Consider the following 23728-nt stretch of genomic DNA (forward strand, 5'->3'; position numbering starts at 1 on the left):
AAGTATGTGACTAAGGTGAAAGCGCGAAGCCAACACCCCTACAAATTTAAGTATGGCATTTTAAGCTATACCCTAAATAATTGAATTTGTAGGTAGGCGGCAAGCGCTTGAGGCCTTAGGAGCATACAAAAGTATGTGACTAAGGTGAAAGCGCGAAGCCAACACCCCTACAAATTTAAGTATGACGGGTATAATGGGTATTATGAAAAAAGGTACATTTTATCAACTTGAACACCCTTCACCATCATCTGAACTTGAAGCCCACGAATGGTTAGCTTGTGAGCTTGCTGCGCAAATGTGGCGTCATGGGAAGCGGGTTTTGATTGCTTGTGAAACACAGCTGCAAGCCGAGAAAATGGATGAAGCCTTGTGGCAACGTGACCCTCATCAGTTTGTACCTCATAATTTAGCGGGAGAAGGCCCACGTTATGGTGCGCCTATTGAAATTTGTTGGCCTGCAAAAAGGGGCAATACGCCGCGCGATATTTTGATTAATTTGCAATCGCAGTTCGCAGATTTTGCAACTGCTTTCCATGAAGTGATAGACTTTGTACCTATTGATGAAACTTTAAAACAGTTGGCGCGTGAACGGTATAAAACATACCGTAGCGTCGGCTTCAATTTGACTATGGCGACGCCGCCAACTTACTGAATATAAAGACGATGGAAAAGAAATCAGATAGCCCAATGAACGAGCCTTCGCTCGATAAAACCTATAACCCCGCAGAGATTGAGCAGAACCTGTATGCTCATTGGGAGAAAAGCGGTTATTTTAAACCTAATGGGGATACCACCCAAGACAGTTTCTGTGTCGTCATTCCACCACCGAACGTCACTGGTAGCCTGCACATGGGGCACGCTTTCCAACAAACTATCATGGACACCATGATCCGTTACCAACGTATGCAAGGTAAAAATACCTTATGGCAAACGGGTACAGACCACGCGGGTATCGCAACTCAAATGGTCGTTGAGCGTAAAATCGCTGCGGAAGAAGGTAAAACTCGTTACGATTACGGTCGTGAGCCGTTCATCGACAAAATTTGGCAGTGGAAAGCAGAATCAGGTGGCACCATTTCCCAACAAATGCGCCGTTTAGGTGACTCTGTTGATTGGGATCGTGAACGCTTCACGATGGATGAAGGCCTGTCCAAAGCAGTTAAAGAAGCTTTCGTACGCATGTACAAAGAAAACCTGATTTACCGTGGCAAACGCCTCGTTAACTGGGATCCAAAACTGCATACCGCGATTTCTGACCTTGAAGTTGAAAACCGCGAAATCAAAGGCTCTATGTGGCACCTGCGCTACCCGCTGGCTGATGGCGCTAAAACGGCTGAAGGCAAAGATTATTTAGTCGTTGCAACCACTCGCCCTGAAACCATGTTAGGGGATACGGGTGTTGCTGTTAACCCAGAAGATCCACGTTATAAAGATTTGATTGGTAAAGAAATCATTCTGCCAATTATCAATCGCCGTATTCCAATCGTCGGTGACGAACACGCGGATATGGAAAAAGGCACGGGCTGTGTGAAAATCACCCCGGCTCATGACTTTAACGACTATGAAGTGGGTAAACGCCATCAGTTAACCATGATTAACATGATGGACTTAGACGGAAATGTCCGTAACGAAGCGGAAGTTTTCGATACTAACGGCCACCCATCTACCGCGTATAGCTGTGAAATCCCTGAAAACTACCGTGGAATGGAGCGCTTTGCTGCACGTAAAGCGATTGTCGCTGAATTCGATTCACTGGGTTTATTGGTTGAAGTCAAACCTCACGATTTAACCGTACCTTACGGTGACCGTGGTGGCGTAGTTATCGAGCCAATGCTGACTGACCAATGGTACGTGCGTACAGCACCTTTAGCGAAAGACGCTATCAAAGCGGTAGAAGACGGCCGTATCCAGTTTGTTCCACGCCAATATGAAAATATGTATTTCTCTTGGATGCGCGACATTCAAGACTGGTGTATTTCTCGCCAATTGTGGTGGGGTCACCGCATTCCTGCGTGGTATGATGAAAAAGGCAACGTCTACGTCGGTCGTGATGAAGACGAAGTTCGTCGCGAAAACAATTTAGCTGCGGATGTTGCACTGCGCCAAGATGACGACGTACTGGACACTTGGTTCTCATCCGGCCTTTGGACATTCTCGACCCTTGGTTGGCCAGAAAATACCGATGCGCTGAAAACATTCCATCCAACAGATGTATTAGTCAGTGGCTTCGATATTATTTTCTTCTGGATTGCCCGTATGATCATGATGACCATGCATTTCATCAAAGATGAAAACGGCGAGCCACAAGTGCCATTTAAAACTGTCTACATGACAGGTCTTATTCGTGATGAAGAAGGCCAGAAAATGTCTAAATCCAAAGGGAACGTTATCGACCCACTGGATATGATTGACGGTATTTCGCTGGAAGACCTGCTGGAAAAACGCACAGGCAATATGATGCAGCCACAACTGGCTGAAAAAATTGCTAAACGCACTCAAAAAGAGTATCCAGAAGGTATTGAAGCTCACGGTACTGACGCCCTGCGTTTCACCTTAGCAGCACTCGCTTCAACTGGTCGTGACATCAACTGGGATATGAAGCGTTTATCTGGCTACCGCAACTTCTGTAATAAGCTCTGGAACGCAAGCCGTTTTGTGCTGATGAATACAGAAAACCAAGATTGCGGCCAAAACGGGGGCGAAATGAGTTTCTCATTAGCCGATCGTTGGATCATGGCTGAGTTTAACCAAACGGTTAAAGCCTACCGTGAAGCGCTAGATACCTATCGTTATGATATCGCAGCGAATATTCTTTACGATTTCACATGGAATGAATTCTGTGACTGGTACTTAGAGCTGTCTAAACCTGCGGTTCATAAAGGTAATGAAGCTCAAGTTCGTGCGGCGCGTTTCACCCTGATTGAAGTGCTTGAAGGCTTACTGCGCCTTGCGCACCCTATCATTCCGTTTATCACTGAAACTATCTGGCAGCGCGTGAAAGTGGTTAAAGGCATCGAAGCCGATACCATTATGCTACAAGCGTTCCCAGAATTTGATGCAGCGAAAGTGGATGAGCTGGCACTCAATGACCTTGAGTGGATCAAAGAAGCGATTATTGCAGTGCGTAATATTCGTGCTGAAATGAATATCTCTCCAGGTAAACCACTGGATGTGATGCTGCGTGGCGCGTCAGCGGATGCACAGCGTCGCGTTGAAGAGAACCAAAACTTTATCAAATCCATGGCTCGTCTTGCGACTATCCGTGTTTTAGCGGATGGCGAAGAAGCGCCAGTGTCTGTGACCAAACTGGTTAACGGTGCTGAGCTGCTGATCCCAATGGCAGGTTTAGTCGATAAAGACGCAGAATTAGCGCGTTTAGATAAAGAACTGGAAAAAGTGACGAAAGAAATCGACACCATCGAAAGCAAGTTGGCCAATGACGGTTTCGTCAGCCGTGCCCCTGCTGCGGTCGTTGAGAAAGAGCGTGAGCGTCTCACTGCTAATATTGAAGCGAAAGCGAAAATTGAAGCACAGAAAGTGACTATCGCCTCTTTATAATAATTGATTAATCAATCAATTTGACAGCCCTTATTCGTACGCGGATAAGGGCTTTTTCTTGCCTGTTAATTCGCGTATTATCAAATGACTGCGCTCGCAGTTCTCAGATTGAAGTGCCCTTCAGGTTCTCTCTACACTGAGTTGTACACAATAATAATCAAGAGTTTCACATGACAACACAAAACTACAATATTCGTCTTATCGAGCAACAAGACAATGCAGGGATTGCCGCGGTGATCCGTGAAGTTTCCGCAGAACACGGCTTAACGGCAGACAAAGGCTTCGCGGTGGCTGACCCTATTTTAGACACCTTATTTGAAGTTTATAGCCAACCACGCAGCGCGTATTGGGTGGTGGAAATGGATGGGGAGATTGTCGGGGGCGGTGGTGTATCACAACTGGCTGGGGGTGATGACAAAACGGCTGAGCTGCAAAAAATGTACTTGTCTTCTGTCTTACGTGGCAAAGGTTTAGCGAAGCAAATCATTCTGATGTCGTTAGAGTTTGCAAAAGCACAAGGCTATACCCGTTGCTATTTAGAAACCACAAAAGAGCTACAAGCCGCCATTAAGCTGTATGAAAAATTAGGCTTTGAATTTATTGATGAAGCCCTTGGCAGTACTGGCCATAGTGACTGCGAAATTCGCATGTTGAAGGCATTGTAGTTCTGTCATAAACAAAAAAGGATAGTGTTTAACTATCCTTTTAAGTATTTGAATGATGCGACTAATAATTAATGAACGCGATCTTCTGGTTCGATATCGTCACCATCTTCATCATCATATTCTGCATCTGGATCTTCGAAATACGTGCCCCAACCATCGTAGTTGACGCCCATTTTTTCAGCCAGTTTCATTAATTGGTCAACTTGTGCATCAATTAATTCTGCATTTAATGCGCTTTCGCTGATCACATCACAGCACATTAATGTTTCACCCGTTTCGATTTCGAGTTCTTCCGCATCCGTCACTTCATAACCTAATTTGAACGCTTCAACTGCGGCTTTTTCTAATAACGCAAAGTTATCCGCAGAAAAGTGATGCTCAATGGCATACAGTGCATCAGGATCGCTGCCATCTTCTAGTAATTCTTCGATAATTAGACGAGTTTCTTCGTACTGCGCGTCGAGTTCCGCTTTATCAACCATTTCCACACCCCTTATTCCATTATCGCTATTCTCTGCGCCATTCTCCCATAGGGTTAACAGTGAAACCATACTTTTCAGAATAATTCTTTTTCATTGGGGGTTGATTTTGAATTTTTATGAATATAAATTGAATATTAATTCAACCAAAAAAGGCTGCATTTTATGAATCCCCTCTATAGTAAGCATTTTCTTAGATTATTGGATTTCACTTCTAGCGAAATTCATTCACTGTTAAAGCTCTCTGCATGGTTAAAATCAGAAAAAAAAGCAGGTACAGAGCACCCCCTTCTTGCAGGGAAAAATTTTGCGCTGATCTTTGAAAAAGACTCAACTCGGACCCGTTGTGCTTTCGAAGTTGGTGCCTTTGACCAAGGCGCAAGAGTCACCTATTTAGGGCCTTCTGGCAGCCAAATTGGCCACAAAGAAACCATGAAAGATACCGCAAGAGTCCTCGGTAGAATGTATGACGGTATCCAATACCGTGGTTTCGCGCAAAGCACCGTTGATGTATTAGCCGCGCACTCGGGAGTGCCTGTATGGAATGGACTAACTAACGAATTCCATCCCACACAGTTATTAGCCGACCTGCTGACCGTTCAAGAGCACCGACCAAATACCCCATTTTCTGAAATCAAATTTGCATATTTAGGCGATGCACGTAATAACATGGGTAACTCTATGTTAGAAGCTGCTGCGCTGACAGGGTTAGACCTGCGTTTAGTGGCACCTAAAAGCTGCTGGCCTGAACAGGAACTAATTGATACCTGCCAAGAAATTGCCAAAACGACAGGGGCAAAAATCACGCTCACGGAAGATGTTGCCGAAGGGGTTAAAGGTGCAGACTTTATTTATACGGATGTGTGGGTATCGATGGGTGAAGCTAAAGAGGTTTGGGCACAAAGAATTAACCTGTTAAAGCCGTATCAAGTCAATATGGATGTGATCAAGTTAACAGGTAACCCGAATGTGAAGTTCCTGCATTGCTTACCAGCATTTCACAATGAAGACACCACGCTCGGCGCGCAATTGGCGAAGGAATTCAATATGTACGGCGGCTTAGAAGTCACCGAAGAGGTATTTGAATCCCCTTATAGCATTGTTTTCGACCAAGCAGAAAACCGTTTACACACGATTAAAGCCGTGATGGTCGCGACATTAGCGCCTGAGCTACCTGTCAATATTTTCTAAGATTAGCCCCTCAACGCCAGCGATGGGGTTGAGGGGGTGTTGTATCCGCTAAGGTCGTTCGCCTTTTGCTAAACGAGCATTGATGCTTTCGATTACTATAGGTAAATCCGCTAAGGTATCAATCACATAATGAGCTCCTGCCGCGTATAGCTTATCCGCCGCGCGCTGTTTAAGAGTCTCAATCTCATGTTTTGGCATCTCTTGGTATTCTTCCCATGTTTTACCGAATTCATTCCCTGACAGCGCTAGCCCAACACTCCACATCCCTGCATTTCGCCCTTCTTCAATTCCTGGTACTGCATCATCCACTTTCACGCAAGCAAACACGGAGCCAATACCCAACTCAATGACATTTTTCAGTGCCATCCACGGGCCTGGGCGTGCTCCCGCGGAAATATCATCGCTCGCTACCCAATTATCTGGCTGGTAGCCCTGTGCAGCGGCTGCGGGAACGAGTTTTTCCATAACTGCTCGAGGGTATCCTGAACAAGATCCAATTTTAATCTTTTGCTGGCGTAATGCCGCAATTGTGTCGACAACACCGTCAATTGGTACGGCAAAGTCGACGACTTTGGCAATTTGTAGTGGCATAAATGCAGCATAGATAGCGTCAATATCATCACTGTTCATTGAACGGCCAAATTTTGCTTTCCAAAGGGTATCAACTTCAGGTAATTTCCCTAGAGCTTCAATATGTTGCCACTTTCCTAACCCCATCGGAACTCTTGCTTGTGCTAAGGTAATTTCAATATCAAATACACCTTTAAAGGCCTCAATAAAAATTTGAGTCGGGGCGAAAGAACCAAAATCGACCGTTGTACCTGCCCAATCGAGAATAACAGCGTGAATGCGATTCATATTTTTCCCTTATTCTTTCCAGTAAATGGCTTTTTCTATTGCCACCAGCAATGTATCAATGTCTCTTTCATACACTTCGCCAATATTACCGATGCGAAAACAATCGCTTTGCGAAACTTTCCCTGGGTAGATAACAAAACCCTCGGCCTTCAAATGCTGATAAAATATATTGAATTGGTAGTCTGGTACACTTGGTGAATAAAATGCAGTGATAATCGGTGAATGCACGCCATCTTCGAGCAACGTGGTAAACCCTAGTGCTCTCATTCCTGCGACCAGCTTTTGCTGGTTTTGCTGATAACGTTGAAACCTTGCTGCAATGCCACCTTCTTCACTGAGCTCTTTAAGTGCTTGAGCAAAGGCCAATACCGTATGCGTGGGTGAAGTAAAGCGCCATTTGCCGTGATAATCCTCCATGCAACGCCACTGCGCGTATAAATCAAGTGATAATGAACGGGAGTGCCCTTTGCATTGTTCAAGCGCGTCAGTTCGTGCGATCACAAATGCAAAGCCGGGTACACCCTGAATACATTTATTGGCTGAACTAATTAAAAAATCGATGTTTAGCTCAGCAATATCCATGGGGATACCACCAAAACTACTCATCGCATCCACGATATAGCGCTTTTGGTACTGCTTCGCTAGTTTCGCCACGTTTTCAATCGGGTTGAGGATCCCTGTCGTGGTTTCGCAATGCACCATAGCAATGTGGGTAATTGCGCTATCTTGCTGTAATAATTGCGCTATCCAGTGCACATCTGGTAAAGAAACTTCCCCACAGTCATAAACACAGTGGTTAATTTCAAGCCGTTGTGCCATTTCTACCATACGTGAGCCATAAGCCCCATTACTGATAATTAGCACTTTGTCCGTGACGCCCACCGCACTACCTAAAACCGACTCCACAGCATAACTCCCACTGCCTTGTAACAAAACAGCCGAGTACCCTGACTTAGCACTTGCTAACTCAACCAGCTGCTGGCGAATAGACTGCACAACATCCAGATTGTAGTCATCATCCCATGTACAGCTATCAAACAGCATCGCCTCTTTCACCGTTTTCGACGTTGTTAGTGGGCCCGGTGTTAATAGCAAATAATTTTTCGTTCTCATTCAACTCACCTTTGGTCTATACCAGATTGCCATTATAATGGTCGTAGGCAAGCGAAAAGGTCAAAGGAAAAGTCGCCGTGAAACAAAAAATTCATATAACTATGTATAATGTGAAAGAAACAATAACAGGAAATTGCGATGAAACGACCAACGGATGAAACCCCTCAATACCTGATGATTAAGGCGCAGTTGCAGGCGCGTATTCAAAATGGTGCATTAAAAAGTGGTGATAAACTACCTTCTGAACGGGAGCTTTGCACTATTTTTAATACGACAAGAGTGACTATTCGTGAAAGTTTGGCGCAGCTAGAATCCAGTGGTGCGATTTACCGCTCTGAGCGCCGAGGCTGGTTTGTCACACCGGAGCGCCTTTGGTTAGACCCTACGCAAAATACCAATTTTCATAAGCTGTGCATTGAACAAGGGCGCCAACCGAAAACGACATTACTGGATGGGCGGGTTGTTACCGTACCCCTTGATGCGATAGCTTCGCTACAACTTCAGCCTTTTGAGAAAATCTATCTGCTGACCCGCTTACGTTTCGCGGATGATAGACCCGTTTGTTATTGTGAAAATCACTGCCTACCGGCTCGCGTCCCCGAGCTATTACGCCATGATCTTAACGGCAGTTTAACCGAAGTGTATGAAACGCATTTTGGGCTGATATATACCAGTATGCATTTATCCTTCTACCCCACTGCAATGCCACCAGAAGCGGCTCGAGCACTAGGTGTAGCAGTCGGCCGCCCAGCCTTGCTCTTGCAGCGATTAAACTATGATCAACACGGTCGAATTTTGGATTACGATGTGGAATATTGGCGCCACGATAGCCTGCGTATTGAGGTCGATACCTTGTAAATATCGCTAGCAGTAAAATATTTTTCGCTATTTAGTCATCTTTCATCTGTTTGTCATATAAACCCGTTAGCGTAAAAAGCATCTGGTATATACCAAGAAACCTACTCTAACTGGAGATGACCATGAAACATACTTATCTAGCTGGATTATTAATCGCCACCTTTTGTTCTACCTCAGCGCTTGCTGCTGATATTGTGACAGTTTATTCCGCTGACGGCCTGCACGATGGCAACAATAGTTGGTATAAGAACCAATTTGATGCATTCACTCAACAAACAGGCATTAAGGTCCAGTATGTGGAAAGTGGTTCAGGTGCCATTGTAGAAAGACTGGCCAAAGAGCGTACGAACCCACAAGCTGACGTATTGATCACCGTTCCCCCTTTTATTCAACGCGCCGCTAAAACTCAGTTACTGGCTAAATTTACCCCTGACGCCGCTGAAAGTATTCCAAACTCAAATGCTTACTACACCCCTATCGTCAATAATTACCTGACGTTTATCTATAACGCCAACTTATTAAAATCCCCACCCGAAAGCTGGGCTGCTCTACTCGATTCACGTTTTAAAAATAAATTGCAATATTCCACACCGGGGCAAGCTGGTGATGGCACAGCTGTGATGTTGCAAGTCTTTCATAGCTTCAAGAGCAAAGACGCAGGGTTCGATTATTTAGGGAAGTTGCAAGCCAATAACGTGGGGCCATCCGCTTCTACAGGCAAGCTCACCGCCCTTGTTAACAAAGGGGAATTGTATGTCGCTAATGGTGACTTGCAAATGAACTTATCCCAAATATCACGAAATCCAAATGTGCAGATCTTCTGGCCAAAAGATGAAAATGGCGAGCGTAGTGCATTGGTGCTGCCATACGTCGTTGGCTTAGTGAACAATGGCCCAGAAACAGAAAACGGTAAAAAACTGATTAATTTCTTATTAGATAAACAATCTCAAAGCCGTGTCAGTGAGCTTTCTTGGGGCATGCCTGTTCGTTCAGATATTACGCCATCGGATGCGCAATATCGCACCGCGGTGAAAACGCTAGAAGGCGTAAAAACTTGGCAACCCAATTGGGATGATGTCGAAGTCTCTCTTTCTAATGATATTTCCCGCTGGCAGCAAGTCACAGATAGCGAGTAATTTGGTATGTTAATGAAGCGACAATCCGTTGCCACTGTGCAGCAAACAACTCACTCAGGCATCACTTTGGCGTCTTTGCGAGTCTCCTATCACAATAATGTGGTACTCAAACCGTTAGATTTGACCATTGACCCTGGTGAAATATTGGTGTTGATTGGCCCATCAGGCTCAGGTAAAACAACGGTATTGCGCGCAATTGCAGGTTTTGCACAACCGGATAGTGGGCAGATCTTACTGGGCGATACGGACATCACCCACCTTCCCCCTTATCAACGCGGACTTGGGATGGTCGTACAAAACTATGCACTTTTCCCACACATGAAAGTGGAAGACAACGTGGCATTTGGCCTGCGAGCGCAAAAACAGCCTAAGTCATTGATTAACGAGCGAGTCGTTGAAGCGTTAAACATTGTTGGCATGGCTGATTACGCCACTCGTTATCCTCATCAGCTCTCTGGTGGGCAACAACAGCGTGTCGCCATTGCGAGAGCCATTGCGGTGAGGCCTCGCGTCTTGCTGCTTGATGAACCGCTTTCTGCATTAGATGCCCAGATTCGCCACAATATGGTGGAAGAAATTGCACGCTTACACCGTGAACTCCCTGAATTAACCATTTTGTATGTCACTCATGATCAAACCGAAGCCCTCGCATTAGGGGATAAAATTGGCATTATGAAAGATGGCTATCTGGTTGCTCACGATGAAAAAAATGCCTTGTACCACCGACCACCCAACCGCTTTGCCGCCGAATTTTTGGGGCGAGCGAATATTTTATCTGCAACGCCTCTCACCTTTTCCACCACACCAGCTCAAGTGAGTGTCAGTTGTGGAGGCACATTATTAGACGCGCAGACATTAGGGATGCGAACAGGCACCCATAAATTTGTGTGCATTCGCCCACAACACATCACATTAGTGCCACATTCTGATGCGACTAATCAACTCCATGGCACATTGCAATCCATTCGCTGGCAGGGGGATCTCACTCATTTGGTTTGTGATGTCGCAGGAGAAACGGTGAGTGTTGCCGTCACACACTTAGCCTTACCCCCTAAAGTTGGTGATAAGCTCACGCTCTGGTTTTCCCCCACTGATACCATTTTGATTGAGGAATGACATGTCACACATCAGCTTGCCAAGAGACACATCATTGACTATCAAATCGCTGTATTGGATCTTACCGCCCCTACTGGTGCTCACCACACTCTTTTTCTACCCCTTATTGCTTATCGCAGGGCAAGCATTACAAAGCGAAACTGGGGAGTGGGGGCTAGACGCCTTTTGGCAGCTTATTGAATCTAAACGTTTTATTAATGGGTTATGGAACACACTGCAAATTGCTTTTTTTGCCACATTGGGGTGCCTGATTGTTGGTAGTGTGCTCTCCCTGATATTGGTTTTTGTGCCATTTCCAGGTAGCCGATTTATCACTCAAGTGATTGACACTTTTATTGCTTTACCCACATTTTTAATTACCCTCGCATTCACTTTTATTTATGGCTCCGCAGGGTTGCTCAATGGAACGTTAATGGCGATGTTTGATTTCGAGCTGCCCCCTGTTGATTTTCTGTATTCAATCAATGGTGTGATTTTAGCTGAAATCACCGTTTTCACCCCGCTGATCATGCGCCCATTAATGGCAGCACTACGCCAAATAGACAAAAGCCAACTCGAAGCAGCCAGTATTTTAGGTGCTCACCCTGCGCGTGTTATTGCCCAAGTTATTTTCCCTGCCGCTATCCCTGCACTGCTTGCCGGTGGTAGCCTCTGCTTACTTCTAACCACCAATGAATTTGGTATCGTTTTATTTATTGGCGCAAAAGGCGTTAATACCTTACCAATGATGGTCTACAGCAAAGCCATACTAGAATCTGATTACGCCGTTGCTTGCATGATTGCCTTGGTCAATATTGTGCTTTCACTTGGGTTATTTTCCCTCTACCGATTGGCGACAACCCGTCTTAGTTCAAGGAGCTAACCATGTTGATTTGGTCTAAAAAAGGGCGCGCAGTAGCAGCAACTATCGCCATTATTTTATTCAGTGGCTTATTTTTACTGCCATTAGTGATGATTTTGTTGTCGAGCTTTAGCCGACAATGGAATGGCATTTTACCCACGGGGTTTACATTTGAACACTTTGTGAATGCGTTTAGAGGCCCAGCATGGGATGCTATCTTATCAAGCTTGATTGTTGGGTTTTGCGCCAGTTTGTTCGCTTTATTTTGCGGGCTTTGGGCGGCATTAGCCCTTCGAAGACAAAGCGCCAAATGGCAGAAATTTTTAGGTATCGCATTTTATTTGCCTAGCGCCATCCCTTCAGTCTCGATTGGTCTTGGGATCCTCGTGGCATTCAGCCAAGGCTATTTACAAATGAACGGTACATTTTGGATAGTATTTAGCGCCCATTTTGTCCTGATCTCTGCGTTTACGTTTAGTAATGTTTCCACTGGGTTAACGCGTATTTCCCCCGATATTGAAAATATTGCGTTCAGTTTAGGCGCCTCTCCTTGGTATCGCTTGTGCCATGTGACATTACCATTATTGATGCCATGGATGATTTCAGCATTAGCACTGAGCCTCTCACTGTCTTTGGGGGAATTAGGTGCAACAATGATGCTATACCCACCTGGGTGGGCCACATTACCTGTCTCGATTTTTAGCCTAACAGATCGCGGGAATATCGCCGATGGCTCCGCACTTACCATTGTACTTGTAGCAATGACATTGTTATTGATGATGAAGTTAGAAAAAATAGCAAAAAGATTGGGGTAAAAATAATATTTGAATGGCTAAATCAAGTAGGGAATACCCTACTTGATTGTTGTATAAAAAATCATTCCCACATGTATTTATCTTTTTTCGTCCAGCCTTTAGATACCATACATTCTAAATAATGATTATTACGCGTAGCTTCGTTCACATCAATCACATAACTTTCCGTTACAGGCGTTTGTTCTTTATACGTTTTCTCTTTGCCACAATCATCGTCTTTTTTACATTTTTTTTCGACGTAAGACATCACCGAGCGCTGAGCGACTTCGTTTTTGACAGGATAAAGGTGCAGAGCTTCCGGCTTACAGACTGCATTTGCCTCCGCTTGCGTAAACTTCGAACCACCCGAAACGGGTACCCAGACTGATGAGCAGCCAGAAAGAAAAACAACCCCTAAAACAAAAAGACGTAATTTCATAGTATGTATTTTGTATTTTAAAGTAAAAAGAGAAAATATCTTACTGAGCGACTAAGAGCATGTAAATGAATTCACTGTATATTAAATCATATGATTTAATTATGGTTTAAAATTAAACAAAAAGCAGAATGAAAAAAATTTCATTTTTCTTTATGCAAACGCTTGCGTCAGCGAGAGACATGCGTATAATGCGCCACAATTTGTCGGGAGAAACCATGAACGCTGCTGCTGTATTTTTTACACAGAACACCTCCAACGCACTGCCTTCGAGCGGTCTGGACAGCCTGTTTTTCCCCTCCGTATTCATCAGAAAGCCCCTCATTGAGGGGCTTTTTTTTGGCCTATAGACCTAACATGTCTTGCTGACAAAGGAGAACAACCATGCCGAATCCTTTATATCTTCGCGATATCATTTCGATTAACGATTTAGACCGCTCAGACCTTGAGCTTGTGCTCAACGTGGCTGCATCATTAAAAAAACAGCCACAACCTGAATTTCTAAAACATAAAGTCGTTGCGAGTTGTTTCTTTGAAGCCTCAACCAGAACGCGTTTATCATTCGAAACCGCAATCCATCGCTTAGGTGCTTCAGTTGTGGGGTTCTCGGATAGCACCAACACATCGTTAGGTAAAAAAGGCGAAACCTTAGCAGATACCATTTCTGTTATCAGCCAATATGTCGATGCCATTGTGATGCGCCACCCACAAGAAGGTGCAGCGCGTTTAGCTAGCCAGTTTGCAGGTAAAATCCCTGTCATCAATGCAGGTGATGGTTCTAACCAACACCCAACACAAACGCTGCTGGATTTATTCACCATCCAAGAAACACAAGGCCGTTTGGAAAACCTGCAAGTCGCCATGGTCGGTGACCTCAAATATGGCAGAACCGTACACTCGCTAACACAGGCTTTATCTAAGTTTGAAGGTAATCACTTCTACTTTATCGCACCTGAAGCACTGTCTATGCCAAACCATATCTTGCATATTTTGGAAGAAAAAGGCGCCACTTACAGCCTGCACAATAACATTGATGAAGTGATGCCAGAGTTGGATATCCTGTATATGACTCGCGTCCAAAAAGAGCGTCTCGACCCATCTGAATATGCCAATGTGAAAGCGCAGTTTATCTTACGTGCTGAAGACCTGCACTCGGCAAAATCGAATCTAAAAGTCTTGCACCCGCTGCCACGTATCGATGAAATCACAGTCGATGTTGATAGCACCCCTTATGCGTATTACTTCCAGCAAGCAGGTAACGGCATCTACGCACGCCAAGCGTTGCTATCACTGGTTTTAAATAAAGAATTGGCTATCTGAGGAGGACACCATCATGACACACGACCATAAACTACAAGTTGAAGCCATCAGCCACGGTACGGTTATTGACCATATTCCTGCTCAAATCGGCTTTAAGTTACTAAAATTATTTAAATTAACTAAAACAGATGAGCGCATCACCATTGGGCTAAATTTACCGTCTAGTAACCTGGGTAAAAAAGACATTATCAAAATTGAAAATACGTTTTTAACCCCTGAGCAAGCTAACCAATTAGCGATGTACGCACCAGAAGCGACCGTGAACCGTATTGAAGATTACCAAGTCGTTGAAAAGTTGGAATTAACATTGCCAGAGCATATCGATAACGTACTGGTATGCCCAAACAGTAACTGCATTAGCCACAATGAGCCCGTTTCAAGCAGTTTCCGCGTGAAGAAAGTGGGCAAAGAAGTCGCTCTGACTTGCCGTTTCTGCGAAAAAGAGTTCGATAGAGACGCCGTGATCAATAATCAATAGGTTATTTCAGCGTAGACTGCGGTGTTGTCTGGGCGCAATCCGTGTTTTAATAGCGCCTAATAGCCATAAAAATGTGGCTCCGCCGAGAGAATATCAGGCGAGTCGCTTCTCTTACGTGATGAAACGGAGTAATTATGTCATACGAAATCAATACAGAAAACGCACCCGCTGCCATTGGTCCATACGTTCAAGGCGTTGATTTGGGTAGCATGGTTATCACTTCAGGCCAAATCCCTGTCGATCCAAAAACCGGGGAAGTGCCAGAAGATATCGCTGCACAGACTCGCCAATCACTGGCTAACGTCAAAGCAATCTTAGAAAAAGCAGGCTTAACCGCAGCTGATATCGTTAAAACCACTGTATTCGTTAAAGACTTAAATGACTTTGCGACAGTCAATGCGACCTATGAAGAATTCTTCAAACAACACAACGCACCATTCCCAGCGCGTTCTTGTGTTGAAGTTGCTCGTCTGCCAAAAGACGTAAAAATTGAAATTGAAGCTATTGCCGTACGCAAATAACGCTTAATTCAATCTAGACACCCCATGATATCAATGGGGTGTTAATCACCTTGTATTGTCAACTTTTACGCTACTCTCTTGCGCCTGAAACACCCTTCTCTTTTACCGCCAGATTTGTCACCATACGCCTCAGGATATATCCGCTAACCTATTAATCTTATTAACAAACAGGGTAAACTTACGCCCTGCGGATATCGCTATGCAAAACCAAACGCGTTTACTATTACTCTCTCTCACATTGGCTGTATTTGCAGTCATTACCACCGAGGTTGCCGTTATTGGCTTATTGCCCCAACTGATTAACCAACTACATATCACAGCAACGCAAGTGGGTTTTCTTGTCAGTATTTACGCCCTTGTTGTTGCGCTTTCAGGGCCCTTTATTACGTTGATTTTTGGTCGATTTAATCGAAAAATCATTTTGTTGTCGATCATGCTGTTATTTTTATTATCCAACAGCCTCTATGCCCTCACTGAGCGCTACGAGGTTATTTTGCTATTTCGTATTTTACCTGCGTTAACTCACGCCTTATTTTTTGCGGTTGCATTACACCTTGCGGCTAACACAGTTCCCCCTGAAAAATCGACACAAGGCGTCGCGATAGTCTTTTCAGGTGTCGCTATCGGCATGGTTTTTGGTGTACCGCTAAGTGCTTTTATTGCCGAAACATTTTCACTCCGCATTGCCTTTTGGTTTGCTGCAATCGCCAGCGGATTAGCATTAGTTGGTATTGCGTTCCATGTCCCTTCCACCCAAATCACCGCCCCACTAAAGGTCAGTGAGCAAGTCCAAATACTTAAAAAAGGAATTGTTTGGCTCAGTATGCTGACAGTAACGCTGATTTTTAGTGCTATGTTTTCAGGCTTTAGTTTTATTGCTGATTACCTTATCAACATTAGTCATTTTTCCAACAATGCCACCAGCACGCTACTGATTGTATTTGGCGTGAGCGGCTATATTGGGAATTTTATTTTTAGCCATTACTTACAGCGCAATGCCATACAAACCACATTGATTTACCCTCTCATATTCGCACTGATTTATTTCGCATTATGGTTATGGGGCAGCCATTCGTTGGTTGTGATCCCATTAGTCATCATTTGGGGTATTTTTCACACTTCAGGGCTAATCGTGAGCCAAAGCTGGCTAATGAGCAAAGCCAACACGGCACCTGAGTTTGCAAATAGCTTGTATATTTCATTTTCCAATTTAGGGATCACCATTGGCACAATGGTTGGAGGATGGATATTACAATTCGCTGGTATTGCCGCCATTACATGGGCGGGGCTGATTTTTGCCTTGCTGGCTTTTATCAGTATTTGGTTAAGGTTATACCTTGTTAGAAAAACCGATATTATCGTTTATCAATCAACAAATTAGTCAAGCCAGCCTTTCTCTGCTGCTTGAAGTAGCTTATCAATTAAGTAGCGTGTTTTCGGCGGCACACTGCGCCCTTTTGGCCAAATCAAATTAATCGGGGAGCCATACCCCTCCGTTTGCGCCATAATACGCTGTAAATGGCCTTCTTTTAACTTGTCTGCAATTAGCCATAAAGGGAACTGTGCAATCCCTTTATGGCTTAAAACAGCTTGTAGCATCGCTTCGCCATCCGCTAACTCATAAAATGGCACTGGTGTGTAATGGCGAAAACTGTCCCCTTCCCGTAATATCCATGAGAATGGCGACTCTTGGCGAACCCCAACAATACAACGGTGGTTATCCAGCGAATCAATATTGTCAGGCTCACCATATTGTTGTAAATATGCAGGTGTCGCACACAAAATTTGTTGCTGTACCGATAATTGGCGAGCTACCAAATAACTGCTATCAGGCACTTTACCAATACGAATGACAAGGTCAACACCTTCTTCGATGAGGTCGATATAGCGCTCACTAAAGGTAATATTGAGCTTTAATTCAGGATAGTTATTCATCCACTCCATCAATAAAGGCATCACACATTTTCGACCAAAAGCAGCAGGAAGGTCTAAACGTAGTTTTCCCGTTAACCGTTCTTGCCCCGCTTGTATCTGGTGGCTAGCTCTCTCGATTTGTTCAAGTGCTTGTACACACTCACGATAATAACGCTCGCCTTCTGTCGTCAATGTTACGCGTCGAGTGGTTCGTATTAATAAGCTCACGCCAAGGTGTTCTTCGAGTTTCCCGACACTTTTTCCAACGGCGGATTTGGTAATCCCTAAACGAACCGCAGCTTCAGTAAAGCTCCCCGTTTGTACGGTGACAACAAAAGCCGTAATGCCAGAAAGGGAATAAAGCGATTTCATAATGTGATCACCTGCTATTAATGCGACGGATCATTGATTGTACATGATGATTGAGGTTTCTTAATTTATGATTAAATTATTTTCCCCCTAAACACCACGTAATCTCCATTAACCGAATCGAAACTTAAGGCAAACTTTTTTCTAGCTCTCTAAATTATTTATTTCCAGCTCCCCCTTTGGATATTCAGACACTTAATTATTTTCTTTGTTTTGGATCAAACTAATGTCAGCTAAAAAAAAGCAATAACCTATATATTGTGCTTTAATTACCTACATAGGCACAATATGTAGTATTTATTCACATTTTATCCACAGAAAGACGCTGAGCAGAAAGATAACGGATAACGCCGTTAGTACTGTGGATAACTTAAAAAGGAGAGAGACAGTGGGAACGGTTGTCATTAAAAGAGATGGTTGTCAGGTCAGCTTTGACCTCCCGAGAATTCAAGAAGCCGTAAAGCGCGCAGCCGCAGCGGTGGATGTTAAGGATGACGATTATTGTCTTCAAGTTGCCTCTATCGTCACAGAGCAGCTTTGCAACCGTACCCAAGTGGATATTGGTGAAATTCAAGACGCTGTCGAAAACCAGCTGATGGCAGGGCCATACAAAGATTTAGCCCGCGCATACATCGAATACCGTCATGATAGGGACAGTGAGCGTGAAAAACGCAGCCAGCTTACCCATGATATTCGCGGATTAATCGAGCAAAGTAATGTTTCTCTGTTAAATGAAAATGCCAATAAAGACAGTAAAGTGATCCCAACCCAACGAGATTTACTCGCTGGGATTGTAGCAAAACATTATGCCAAGCAGCATATTTTACCTCGTGATGTCGTTTCGGCTCACGAAAGAGGCGAAATTCACTATCACGACCTCGACTATGCGCCATTCTTCCCAATGTTTAACTGCATGCTGATTGACCTAAAAGGCATGTTAACTAACGGGTTTAAGATGGGGAATGCGGAAATTGAGCCCCCTAAATCTATTTCAACAGCAACGGCGGTAACAGCGCAAATTATTGCTCAAGTGGCTAGCCATATTTATGGTGGCACAACCATCAACCGCATTGATGAGATTTTAGCCCCTTATGTGGCGATCAGTTACCAAAAACACTTAGAAGTGGCCCAAGAATGGGGAATTGCTGACGCAGAAGGTTACGCGCAAAGCCGTACCGATAAAGAGTGTTACGATGCGTTCCAATCTTTAGAGTATGAAGTGAATACACTGCATACCGCCAATGGCCAAACACCGTTTGTCACATTTGGTTTTGGGCTAGGTACGTCAAAAGAAGCGCGTTTAATTCAGCAATCAATCCTGAAAAACCGTATTGCGGGCCTTGGTAAAAACCGTAAAACCGCCGTATTCCCTAAACTGGTTTTCGCTATCAAAGATGGGCTAAACCACAAACTTAGCGATCCAAATTACGATATCAAGCAATTAGCCTTAGAGTGTGCCAGCAAGCGCATGTACCCCGATATCCTCAATTATGACCGTGTAGTTGATGTTACTGGCTCGTTTAAAACCCCAATGGGATGCCGCAGCTTCTTAGGGATTTATGAAGAAAATGGCGAACAAATTCATGATGGTCGCAACAATTTAGGCGTTATCAGCCTGAACTTACCGCGTATCGCGATTGAAGCGCAAGGCAGCGAAGACGCATTCTGGGCATTATTAGACGAGCGCCTCGCTATCGCGAAAAAAGCCTTAATGACACGAATTGCCCGCCTAGAAACGGTGAAAGCCCGCGTGGCGCCTATCCTGTATATGGAAGGTGCGTGTGGAGTAAGATTAAAAGCGGACGATAATGTCGCTGAGATTTTCAAAAATGGCCGCGCCTCTATTTCCTTAGGCTACATTGGGTTACATGAAACCATCAATGCACTATTTGGCTCCGAAACCCACGTGTATGACAGTGAAAAGTTACGTGAAAAAGCAGTAGCCATTGTCGATCGCTTACGCCAAGCTACGGACGAATGGAAAGCACAAACAGGTTATGGTTTCAGCTTATATAGTACGCCGAGCGAAAACCTGTGTGACCGCTTTTGCCGCATCGACACCGCTGAATTCGGCGTTATTAATGGCGTCACAGATAAAGGCTACTACACCAACAGTTTCCATTTAGATGTTGAAAAACAAGTTAATCCATACGACAAAATTGACTTTGAAGCGCCGTATCCTGCCATCGCCAATGGCGGTTTTATCTGTTACGGCGAATACCCGAACTTGCAACATAACGTCAGGGCGCTGGAAGACGTGTGGGACTATAGCTATCAGCATGTTCCTTATTATGGCACCAACACACCGATAGATGAATGTTATGAATGTGGTTTTTCTGGCGAGTTTTCCTGTACCAGCAAGGGGTTTACCTGCCCAGCTTGCGGTAACCATGACACTAACCGTGTTTCGGTGATCCGCCGCGTATGTGGCTATTTAGGCAGCCCAGATGCCCGCCCATTTAACGCAGGTAAACAAGAAGAAGTGAAGCGCCGCATCAAACACCTAGGTAATGGTCAAATAGGTTAATGGTATGAATTATCACCAGTATTACCCTGTTGATGTAGTTAATGGCCCCGGAACTCGCTGCACTCTGTTTGTCGCGGGGTGTGTCCATCAGTGTCGCGGTTGCTACAATCAAAGCACATGGAGAGTAGATTCCGGCGTGCCATTCACTCAAGAAATGGAAGACCAAATCATTCAAGATTTGCAAGATACGCGTATCCGCCGACAAGGGCTCTCCCTCTCTGGCGGAGACCCTCTACACCCAGCCAATTTGCCAGCGGTGCTCAAGTTAGTGAAGCGAGTGAAAGCGGTCTGCCCAGATAAGGACATCTGGATGTGGACTGGTTATAAGCTAGCTGAATTGACGCTCGAACAACAAAAGGTTGTCAGCTTGGTCAATACCTTAATTGACGGCAAGTTTGAGCAAGATTTACATGACCCGCGCTTAATTTGGCGCGGCAGTTCAAATCAAGTGATCCACCATTTGCGCTAAGCTTCTCGAGTCCAATGCAATTTGGTGCCAAATCCCAATTTATTATCCACCATTTTGACCTTTGCTAAATGAAGCTGCCACACAGGCAGCTTCGCCGCGAGGGCAACGGGGAATCGTCGGCAATAGGCATTTCGCGCTTGCTGCTCTACTTCCCCTTCAAGCTTTTCAATTTCACCAATAAATTGAATCCCTTGTATCGCATTTACCGCTTTGGTTTGCGCTGAGATAGTACCCGCGACTTGGGCATTAGCCACCATCAGTTGACCATGTGTAGAATTGGGATCTGTCATAAGGATCAACGACATACTTTTCGCATCAAATGCATAATAACAACTGGCAGGCCAGATATCATTGAGATGGTGAGTGAATAGAGAAAAAACGTGTTGGCGAGAAATATAGCGCTGGATGTGTTTTAAGGTTTGTTCAGGCGTCATAGCGGTTTCCATATAAACCCGTTCAGAACAAGCTCTTGGAGATGACTCCGTGAGCTCGTTAAAACAGTTCTGAACGTAGGCGTAAATTCGCTATTACTATACTCTAACTAGCTGAAATATTAAGCTAAATATTTTTAGGCTTATATGCCAACTAAATTCGAGTATTTACTCTAAATAATTCGAGTTGTAACTAGGCGGCAAGTGAACGAGGCGCTAGGAGCATACATAAGTATGTGACTAGTGCGAATGAACGCGGCCAACAACGCTACGGCTCGAAGTATTAGTTTTATCACTCTAAATAACTTGGGTTTTTACACTATCTACCCAAGTTTTTACACTATCTACCCAAGCCTTTACTCTAAATAATTTGAGTTGTAGCTAGGCGGCAAGTGAACGAGGCGCTAGGAGCATACATAAGTATGTGACTAGTGCGAATGAACGCGGCCAACAACGCTACGGCTCGAAGTATGACGAGTAAATTTATTTATAGATAGCCGCAGTACCATTCATACTATTCTCACCACTTGCAGAAATCACGCGGAAAGAAGTTGCGCCAGCTTCATCAGCTTTTTTGGCTAATTGTGCGGTCAGGTCATTTACGCTAACTGCGCCAGTCACTGAGACATAACCCGCAGCTGGTTGGCTAGAATGTTGAACTTCGTCAGCAGCCATTGAACCAAATGATACAGCACCTAAAGCTAAAGCAGCAGCAAATAATGTTGATTTTTTCATCGTATATTCCTTTTTGTAAACTTGTTGTAAACTGGATTTTTAATCGGGGTTTTTACTGTCCCCCTGTGATATGGATCATATTATGCGCTTTAACTTGGAATGAAAATTAGCATATTTTGCTATAGTTATTCAAATAAATTGAATGATAACCTATGTTGAGGTTACAGCCTTGTGACAACTTTATTGCATTTTTTATTTATATATTAATGTGTTATAAATAACCTCCTTAACGAATATATTCGTCTTTAACTCATTGTTTTTAACTGGTAAAGCAGCACAAAATGACAAATATCACCTCAAAAAAAAGCGAGTTAAAGCAAAATAGTTGGTATATCTACCTAGTGAGAGAGAAAAATAACGCACTTTATTGTGGGATCACGACAGATGTGCAGCGCCGGTTTGAGCAACACAAAGCGGGAACGGGGGCAAAAGCATTGAAAGGGAAAATGCCACTAACATTAGCATTTTCATGTTTGATTGGTTCACGTTCAGCCGCATCCCAAATGGAATATAAAGTTAAGCAACTGAATAAAAAAACAAAAGAAAGGCTGGTCACCGACCAGCCTAGCGATTTAACGACTTATTTAGTTCAAGCTAAATTGTCAAAATGTGATGAATAAACCACATCACCTTGTTGCTCGCCTATCCCACCATTTTCTAATCCGCAAATTAAAAAGTGAGCTTGTAGTTCTGGCCACTGGCAATGAATGTTATGTTTAGACGCCGGTGCAAACCCAAAGCGCGAGTAATATTGCTCATCACCCAGCACAACCACTGCACCATAACCAAATTCATTCAGGCTATCTAACCCCTCATAAACCAGTTTCTCAGCAATACCTTGCCCTTGGTGGGCCTTATTAACAGCTAAAGGTGCTAACCCCACCCACTGCACATCTTCACCATTTAGGTCAACGGGTGTGAAGCCAACATAACCTATCACTTCGCCATTATCATTGGTGGCAACAACCCCCAATGTCAGCAAACCGTCTTCGCGTAAATGCTGAACAAGGTTAGCTTCTGCTTCCGTTGGGAAGGTTTCACGCAGTAGTCTATCAATGCCCATGGCATCAACAGGGATCTCTACCCGAATTAGCATGAGGTCAACGCAGGGGCTTTATGCTCTGCGTCCTCGCTATCGTGTACCGTTTTAATCACTTCAGCTAATTGCAATAATGCGAAACGTAAGGGTGCTGGCATATTTTCGAGCTCAAAAGCATCCATTAAGTTTTTCACATATAACCCTAACTCAGTATCCCCTTCGATCACTAAACGACGTTGGAAGAACAACGTATCGGGGTCTTCTTTACGGGCCGCAATCAACACCAAATCATTGGCATTACCGCTAACGCTGACATCCGCTTCTGCCTGTTGCTTAACCGCAAGTTGGCCGTTTTGTAGACTGATAAACCACACCAGTGCTAAATCACGGACTTCCACCTTGAGCCATTTATCTTCGAGAAAATCAAGCTCCCCTTCTTTTACTGACTCACGAAACTGCCAACTTAACAGTTGTTCAAGCACCTGACGCTGCACAGCAAATGGGGTCACTTTTAAAGGCAATTTCAAAAGTGAAGGGCCTTTTGTGATGAGTTGAGAACGAATTTTACCTAACACAATACTGACTCCCGTATCATTGTCTGCCCATTTTCGTGTAACTACTTAATCAGAGTAGCAGCTCGAAGTAATTAGGGTAACATGTTGTCTATACACATAATTTAAAAAAATTCTAACAATCAATAATGACATGCGTTAATATTATTGATGCGTTATTTGGGTTATGATAAGTATCTTGCCAAAAAATCGGGTCACTGGTCTGATCCTATATCAATTTTTACCCATCTCGCCAATATTTATTTTTTATCTGCTCGTTTTGCCATTTGCGTAACGAATACAAACATCCATTAACAATTTCTCTGCTC

26 protein-coding genes are annotated in these 23728 nt (G+C 44.1%); 16 read left to right on the top strand and 10 right to left on the bottom strand.

Going from position 1 to position 23728, the window contains the following annotated elements; genetic code table 11:
• Window positions 1–202 precede the first annotated feature (202 nt).
• From ABWP91_RS15640 to ABWP91_RS15650, 3 genes are all read left to right on the top strand, one after another.
• Window positions 203–652 (top strand): DNA polymerase III subunit chi, encoded by a 450-nt coding sequence (locus tag ABWP91_RS15640; RefSeq protein WP_353244032.1) that lies wholly within the window; start codon window positions 203–205, stop codon window positions 650–652.
• Window positions 653–687: 35 nt separating this feature from the next.
• The gene (locus tag ABWP91_RS15645; protein WP_353244094.1) at window positions 688–3558 is read left to right on the top strand and encodes a valine--tRNA ligase; all 2871 of its coding nucleotides are present in this window, start codon (window positions 688–690) and stop codon (window positions 3556–3558) included.
• A 170-nt stretch (window positions 3559–3728) separates the two neighbouring features.
• Entirely contained in the window at window positions 3729–4223 is a 495-nt protein-coding gene (locus tag ABWP91_RS15650) for a GNAT family N-acetyltransferase (RefSeq protein WP_353244033.1), read from the top strand.
• Window positions 4224–4291: 68 nt separating this feature from the next.
• Here ABWP91_RS15650 and rraB read toward each other — a convergent pair whose 3' ends face one another.
• Window positions 4292–4705, bottom strand: coding sequence for a ribonuclease E inhibitor RraB (gene rraB, locus ABWP91_RS15655; RefSeq protein WP_353244034.1), 414 nt, complete (start codon window positions 4703–4705; stop codon window positions 4292–4294).
• 162 nt (window positions 4706–4867) lie between these two features.
• On the opposite strand from rraB, the gene argF reads away from it, so the two are divergent.
• Window positions 4868–5893, top strand: a complete 1026-nt coding sequence (argF, locus tag ABWP91_RS15660; protein ID WP_353244035.1) for an ornithine carbamoyltransferase — start codon at window positions 4868–4870, stop codon at window positions 5891–5893.
• Between the two features lie 48 nt (window positions 5894–5941).
• Here the strand turns inward: argF and phnX are convergent, their stop codons facing one another.
• Both phnX and phnW read right to left on the bottom strand, forming a co-directional pair.
• Window positions 5942–6751, bottom strand: coding sequence for a phosphonoacetaldehyde hydrolase (gene phnX, locus ABWP91_RS15665; RefSeq protein WP_353244036.1), 810 nt, complete (start codon window positions 6749–6751; stop codon window positions 5942–5944).
• A gap of 9 nt (window positions 6752–6760) precedes the next feature.
• Complete coding sequence (gene phnW, locus ABWP91_RS15670) at window positions 6761–7864, bottom strand: 2-aminoethylphosphonate--pyruvate transaminase (protein ID WP_353244037.1); 1104 nt, start codon at window positions 7862–7864, stop codon at window positions 6761–6763.
• A 138-nt stretch (window positions 7865–8002) separates the two neighbouring features.
• Here phnW and phnR point away from each other — a divergent pair, with 138 nt between their 5' ends.
• From phnR to phnV, 5 genes are all read left to right on the top strand, one after another.
• Entirely contained in the window at window positions 8003–8722 is a 720-nt protein-coding gene (phnR, locus tag ABWP91_RS15675) for a phosphonate utilization transcriptional regulator PhnR (protein WP_353244038.1), read from the top strand.
• Between the two features lie 122 nt (window positions 8723–8844).
• On the top strand, window positions 8845–9858 hold the full coding sequence (gene phnS, locus ABWP91_RS15680; RefSeq protein ID WP_353244039.1) for a 2-aminoethylphosphonate ABC transporter substrate-binding protein: 1014 nt from the start codon (window positions 8845–8847) through the stop codon (window positions 9856–9858).
• 6 nt (window positions 9859–9864) lie between these two features.
• Entirely contained in the window at window positions 9865–10974 is a 1110-nt protein-coding gene (phnT, locus tag ABWP91_RS15685) for a 2-aminoethylphosphonate ABC transport system ATP-binding subunit PhnT (RefSeq protein WP_353244040.1), read from the top strand.
• A 1-nt stretch (window position 10975) separates the two neighbouring features.
• Window positions 10976–11836, top strand: a complete 861-nt coding sequence (gene phnU / locus ABWP91_RS15690; RefSeq protein ID WP_353244041.1) for a 2-aminoethylphosphonate ABC transporter permease subunit — start codon at window positions 10976–10978, stop codon at window positions 11834–11836.
• A 2-nt stretch (window positions 11837–11838) separates the two neighbouring features.
• Window positions 11839–12630 carry a 2-aminoethylphosphonate ABC transport system, membrane component PhnV gene (gene phnV / locus ABWP91_RS15695; RefSeq protein ID WP_353244042.1) on the top strand — a complete coding sequence of 264 codons (792 nt, stop codon included), beginning with the start codon at window positions 11839–11841 and terminating at the stop codon, window positions 12628–12630.
• A gap of 61 nt (window positions 12631–12691) precedes the next feature.
• Here phnV and ABWP91_RS15700 read toward each other — a convergent pair whose 3' ends face one another.
• Window positions 12692–13048, bottom strand: coding sequence for a hypothetical protein (locus tag ABWP91_RS15700; protein ID WP_353244043.1), 357 nt, complete (start codon window positions 13046–13048; stop codon window positions 12692–12694).
• Window positions 13049–13160: 112 nt separating this feature from the next.
• Window positions 13161–13355: a hypothetical protein gene (locus tag ABWP91_RS15705; protein ID WP_353244044.1), complete on the bottom strand. Its 195-nt coding sequence runs from the start codon at window positions 13353–13355 to the stop codon at window positions 13161–13163.
• Between the two features lie 74 nt (window positions 13356–13429).
• Between ABWP91_RS15705 and pyrB the strand changes: the two genes are divergently transcribed.
• The 4 genes from pyrB (at window position 13430) to ABWP91_RS15725 (ending at window position 16745) form a co-directional block, all read left to right on the top strand.
• Window positions 13430–14365, top strand: coding sequence for an aspartate carbamoyltransferase (pyrB, locus tag ABWP91_RS15710; protein ID WP_206083264.1), 936 nt, complete (start codon window positions 13430–13432; stop codon window positions 14363–14365).
• A gap of 13 nt (window positions 14366–14378) precedes the next feature.
• Window positions 14379–14843, top strand: a complete 465-nt coding sequence (gene pyrI, locus ABWP91_RS15715; protein ID WP_206083263.1) for an aspartate carbamoyltransferase regulatory subunit — start codon at window positions 14379–14381, stop codon at window positions 14841–14843.
• Between the two features lie 134 nt (window positions 14844–14977).
• On the top strand, window positions 14978–15364 hold the full coding sequence (gene ridA / locus ABWP91_RS15720; protein WP_206083262.1) for a RidA family protein: 387 nt from the start codon (window positions 14978–14980) through the stop codon (window positions 15362–15364).
• 199 nt (window positions 15365–15563) lie between these two features.
• Window positions 15564–16745: an MFS transporter gene (locus tag ABWP91_RS15725; RefSeq protein WP_353244045.1), complete on the top strand. Its 1182-nt coding sequence runs from the start codon at window positions 15564–15566 to the stop codon at window positions 16743–16745.
• On the opposite strand, the gene ABWP91_RS15730 is transcribed toward ABWP91_RS15725, so the two are convergent.
• Window positions 16742–17650: a LysR family transcriptional regulator gene (locus ABWP91_RS15730; protein ID WP_353244046.1), complete on the bottom strand. Its 909-nt coding sequence runs from the start codon at window positions 17648–17650 to the stop codon at window positions 16742–16744. The genes ABWP91_RS15725 and ABWP91_RS15730 overlap by 4 nt on opposite strands.
• 385 nt (window positions 17651–18035) lie before the next feature.
• Here ABWP91_RS15730 and nrdD point away from each other — a divergent pair, with 385 nt between their 5' ends.
• Together nrdD and nrdG are read left to right on the top strand one after the other, a co-directional pair.
• Window positions 18036–20174, top strand: coding sequence for an anaerobic ribonucleoside-triphosphate reductase (gene nrdD / locus ABWP91_RS15735; RefSeq protein WP_353244047.1), 2139 nt, complete (start codon window positions 18036–18038; stop codon window positions 20172–20174).
• Between the two features lie 4 nt (window positions 20175–20178).
• The gene (gene nrdG / locus ABWP91_RS15740; protein WP_353244048.1) at window positions 20179–20643 is read left to right on the top strand and encodes an anaerobic ribonucleoside-triphosphate reductase-activating protein; all 465 of its coding nucleotides are present in this window, start codon (window positions 20179–20181) and stop codon (window positions 20641–20643) included.
• Here the strand turns inward: nrdG and ABWP91_RS15745 are convergent.
• Together ABWP91_RS15745 and bhsA are read right to left on the bottom strand one after the other, a co-directional pair.
• Window positions 20640–21089 carry a YhbP family protein gene (locus tag ABWP91_RS15745; protein WP_353244049.1) on the bottom strand — a complete coding sequence of 150 codons (450 nt, stop codon included), beginning with the start codon at window positions 21087–21089 and terminating at the stop codon, window positions 20640–20642. The two genes, nrdG and ABWP91_RS15745, sit on opposite strands and share 4 nt — an antisense overlap.
• Window positions 21090–21557: 468 nt before the next feature.
• Window positions 21558–21809, bottom strand: a complete 252-nt coding sequence (gene bhsA, locus ABWP91_RS15750; RefSeq protein WP_353244050.1) for a multiple stress resistance protein BhsA — start codon at window positions 21807–21809, stop codon at window positions 21558–21560.
• Between the two features lie 281 nt (window positions 21810–22090).
• Between bhsA and ABWP91_RS15755 the strand changes: the two genes are divergently transcribed.
• Window positions 22091–22429 (top strand): GIY-YIG nuclease family protein, encoded by a 339-nt coding sequence (locus ABWP91_RS15755; RefSeq protein WP_353244051.1) that lies wholly within the window; start codon window positions 22091–22093, stop codon window positions 22427–22429.
• Here the strand turns inward: ABWP91_RS15755 and ABWP91_RS15760 are convergent.
• Both ABWP91_RS15760 and ubiT read right to left on the bottom strand, forming a co-directional pair.
• Window positions 22399–22905 (bottom strand): GNAT family N-acetyltransferase, encoded by a 507-nt coding sequence (locus ABWP91_RS15760; protein ID WP_353244052.1) that lies wholly within the window; start codon window positions 22903–22905, stop codon window positions 22399–22401. The genes ABWP91_RS15755 and ABWP91_RS15760 overlap by 31 nt on opposite strands.
• The gene (gene ubiT, locus ABWP91_RS15765) at window positions 22899–23423 is read right to left on the bottom strand and encodes a ubiquinone anaerobic biosynthesis accessory factor UbiT (protein WP_353244053.1); all 525 of its coding nucleotides are present in this window, start codon (window positions 23421–23423) and stop codon (window positions 22899–22901) included. The genes ABWP91_RS15760 and ubiT overlap by 7 nt, the downstream gene beginning before the upstream one ends.
• Between the last annotated feature and the right edge of the window lie 305 nt (window positions 23424–23728).

The organism is Providencia sp., assembly GCF_040396775.1.
Lineage (GTDB): Bacteria > Pseudomonadota > Gammaproteobacteria > Enterobacterales > Enterobacteriaceae > Providencia.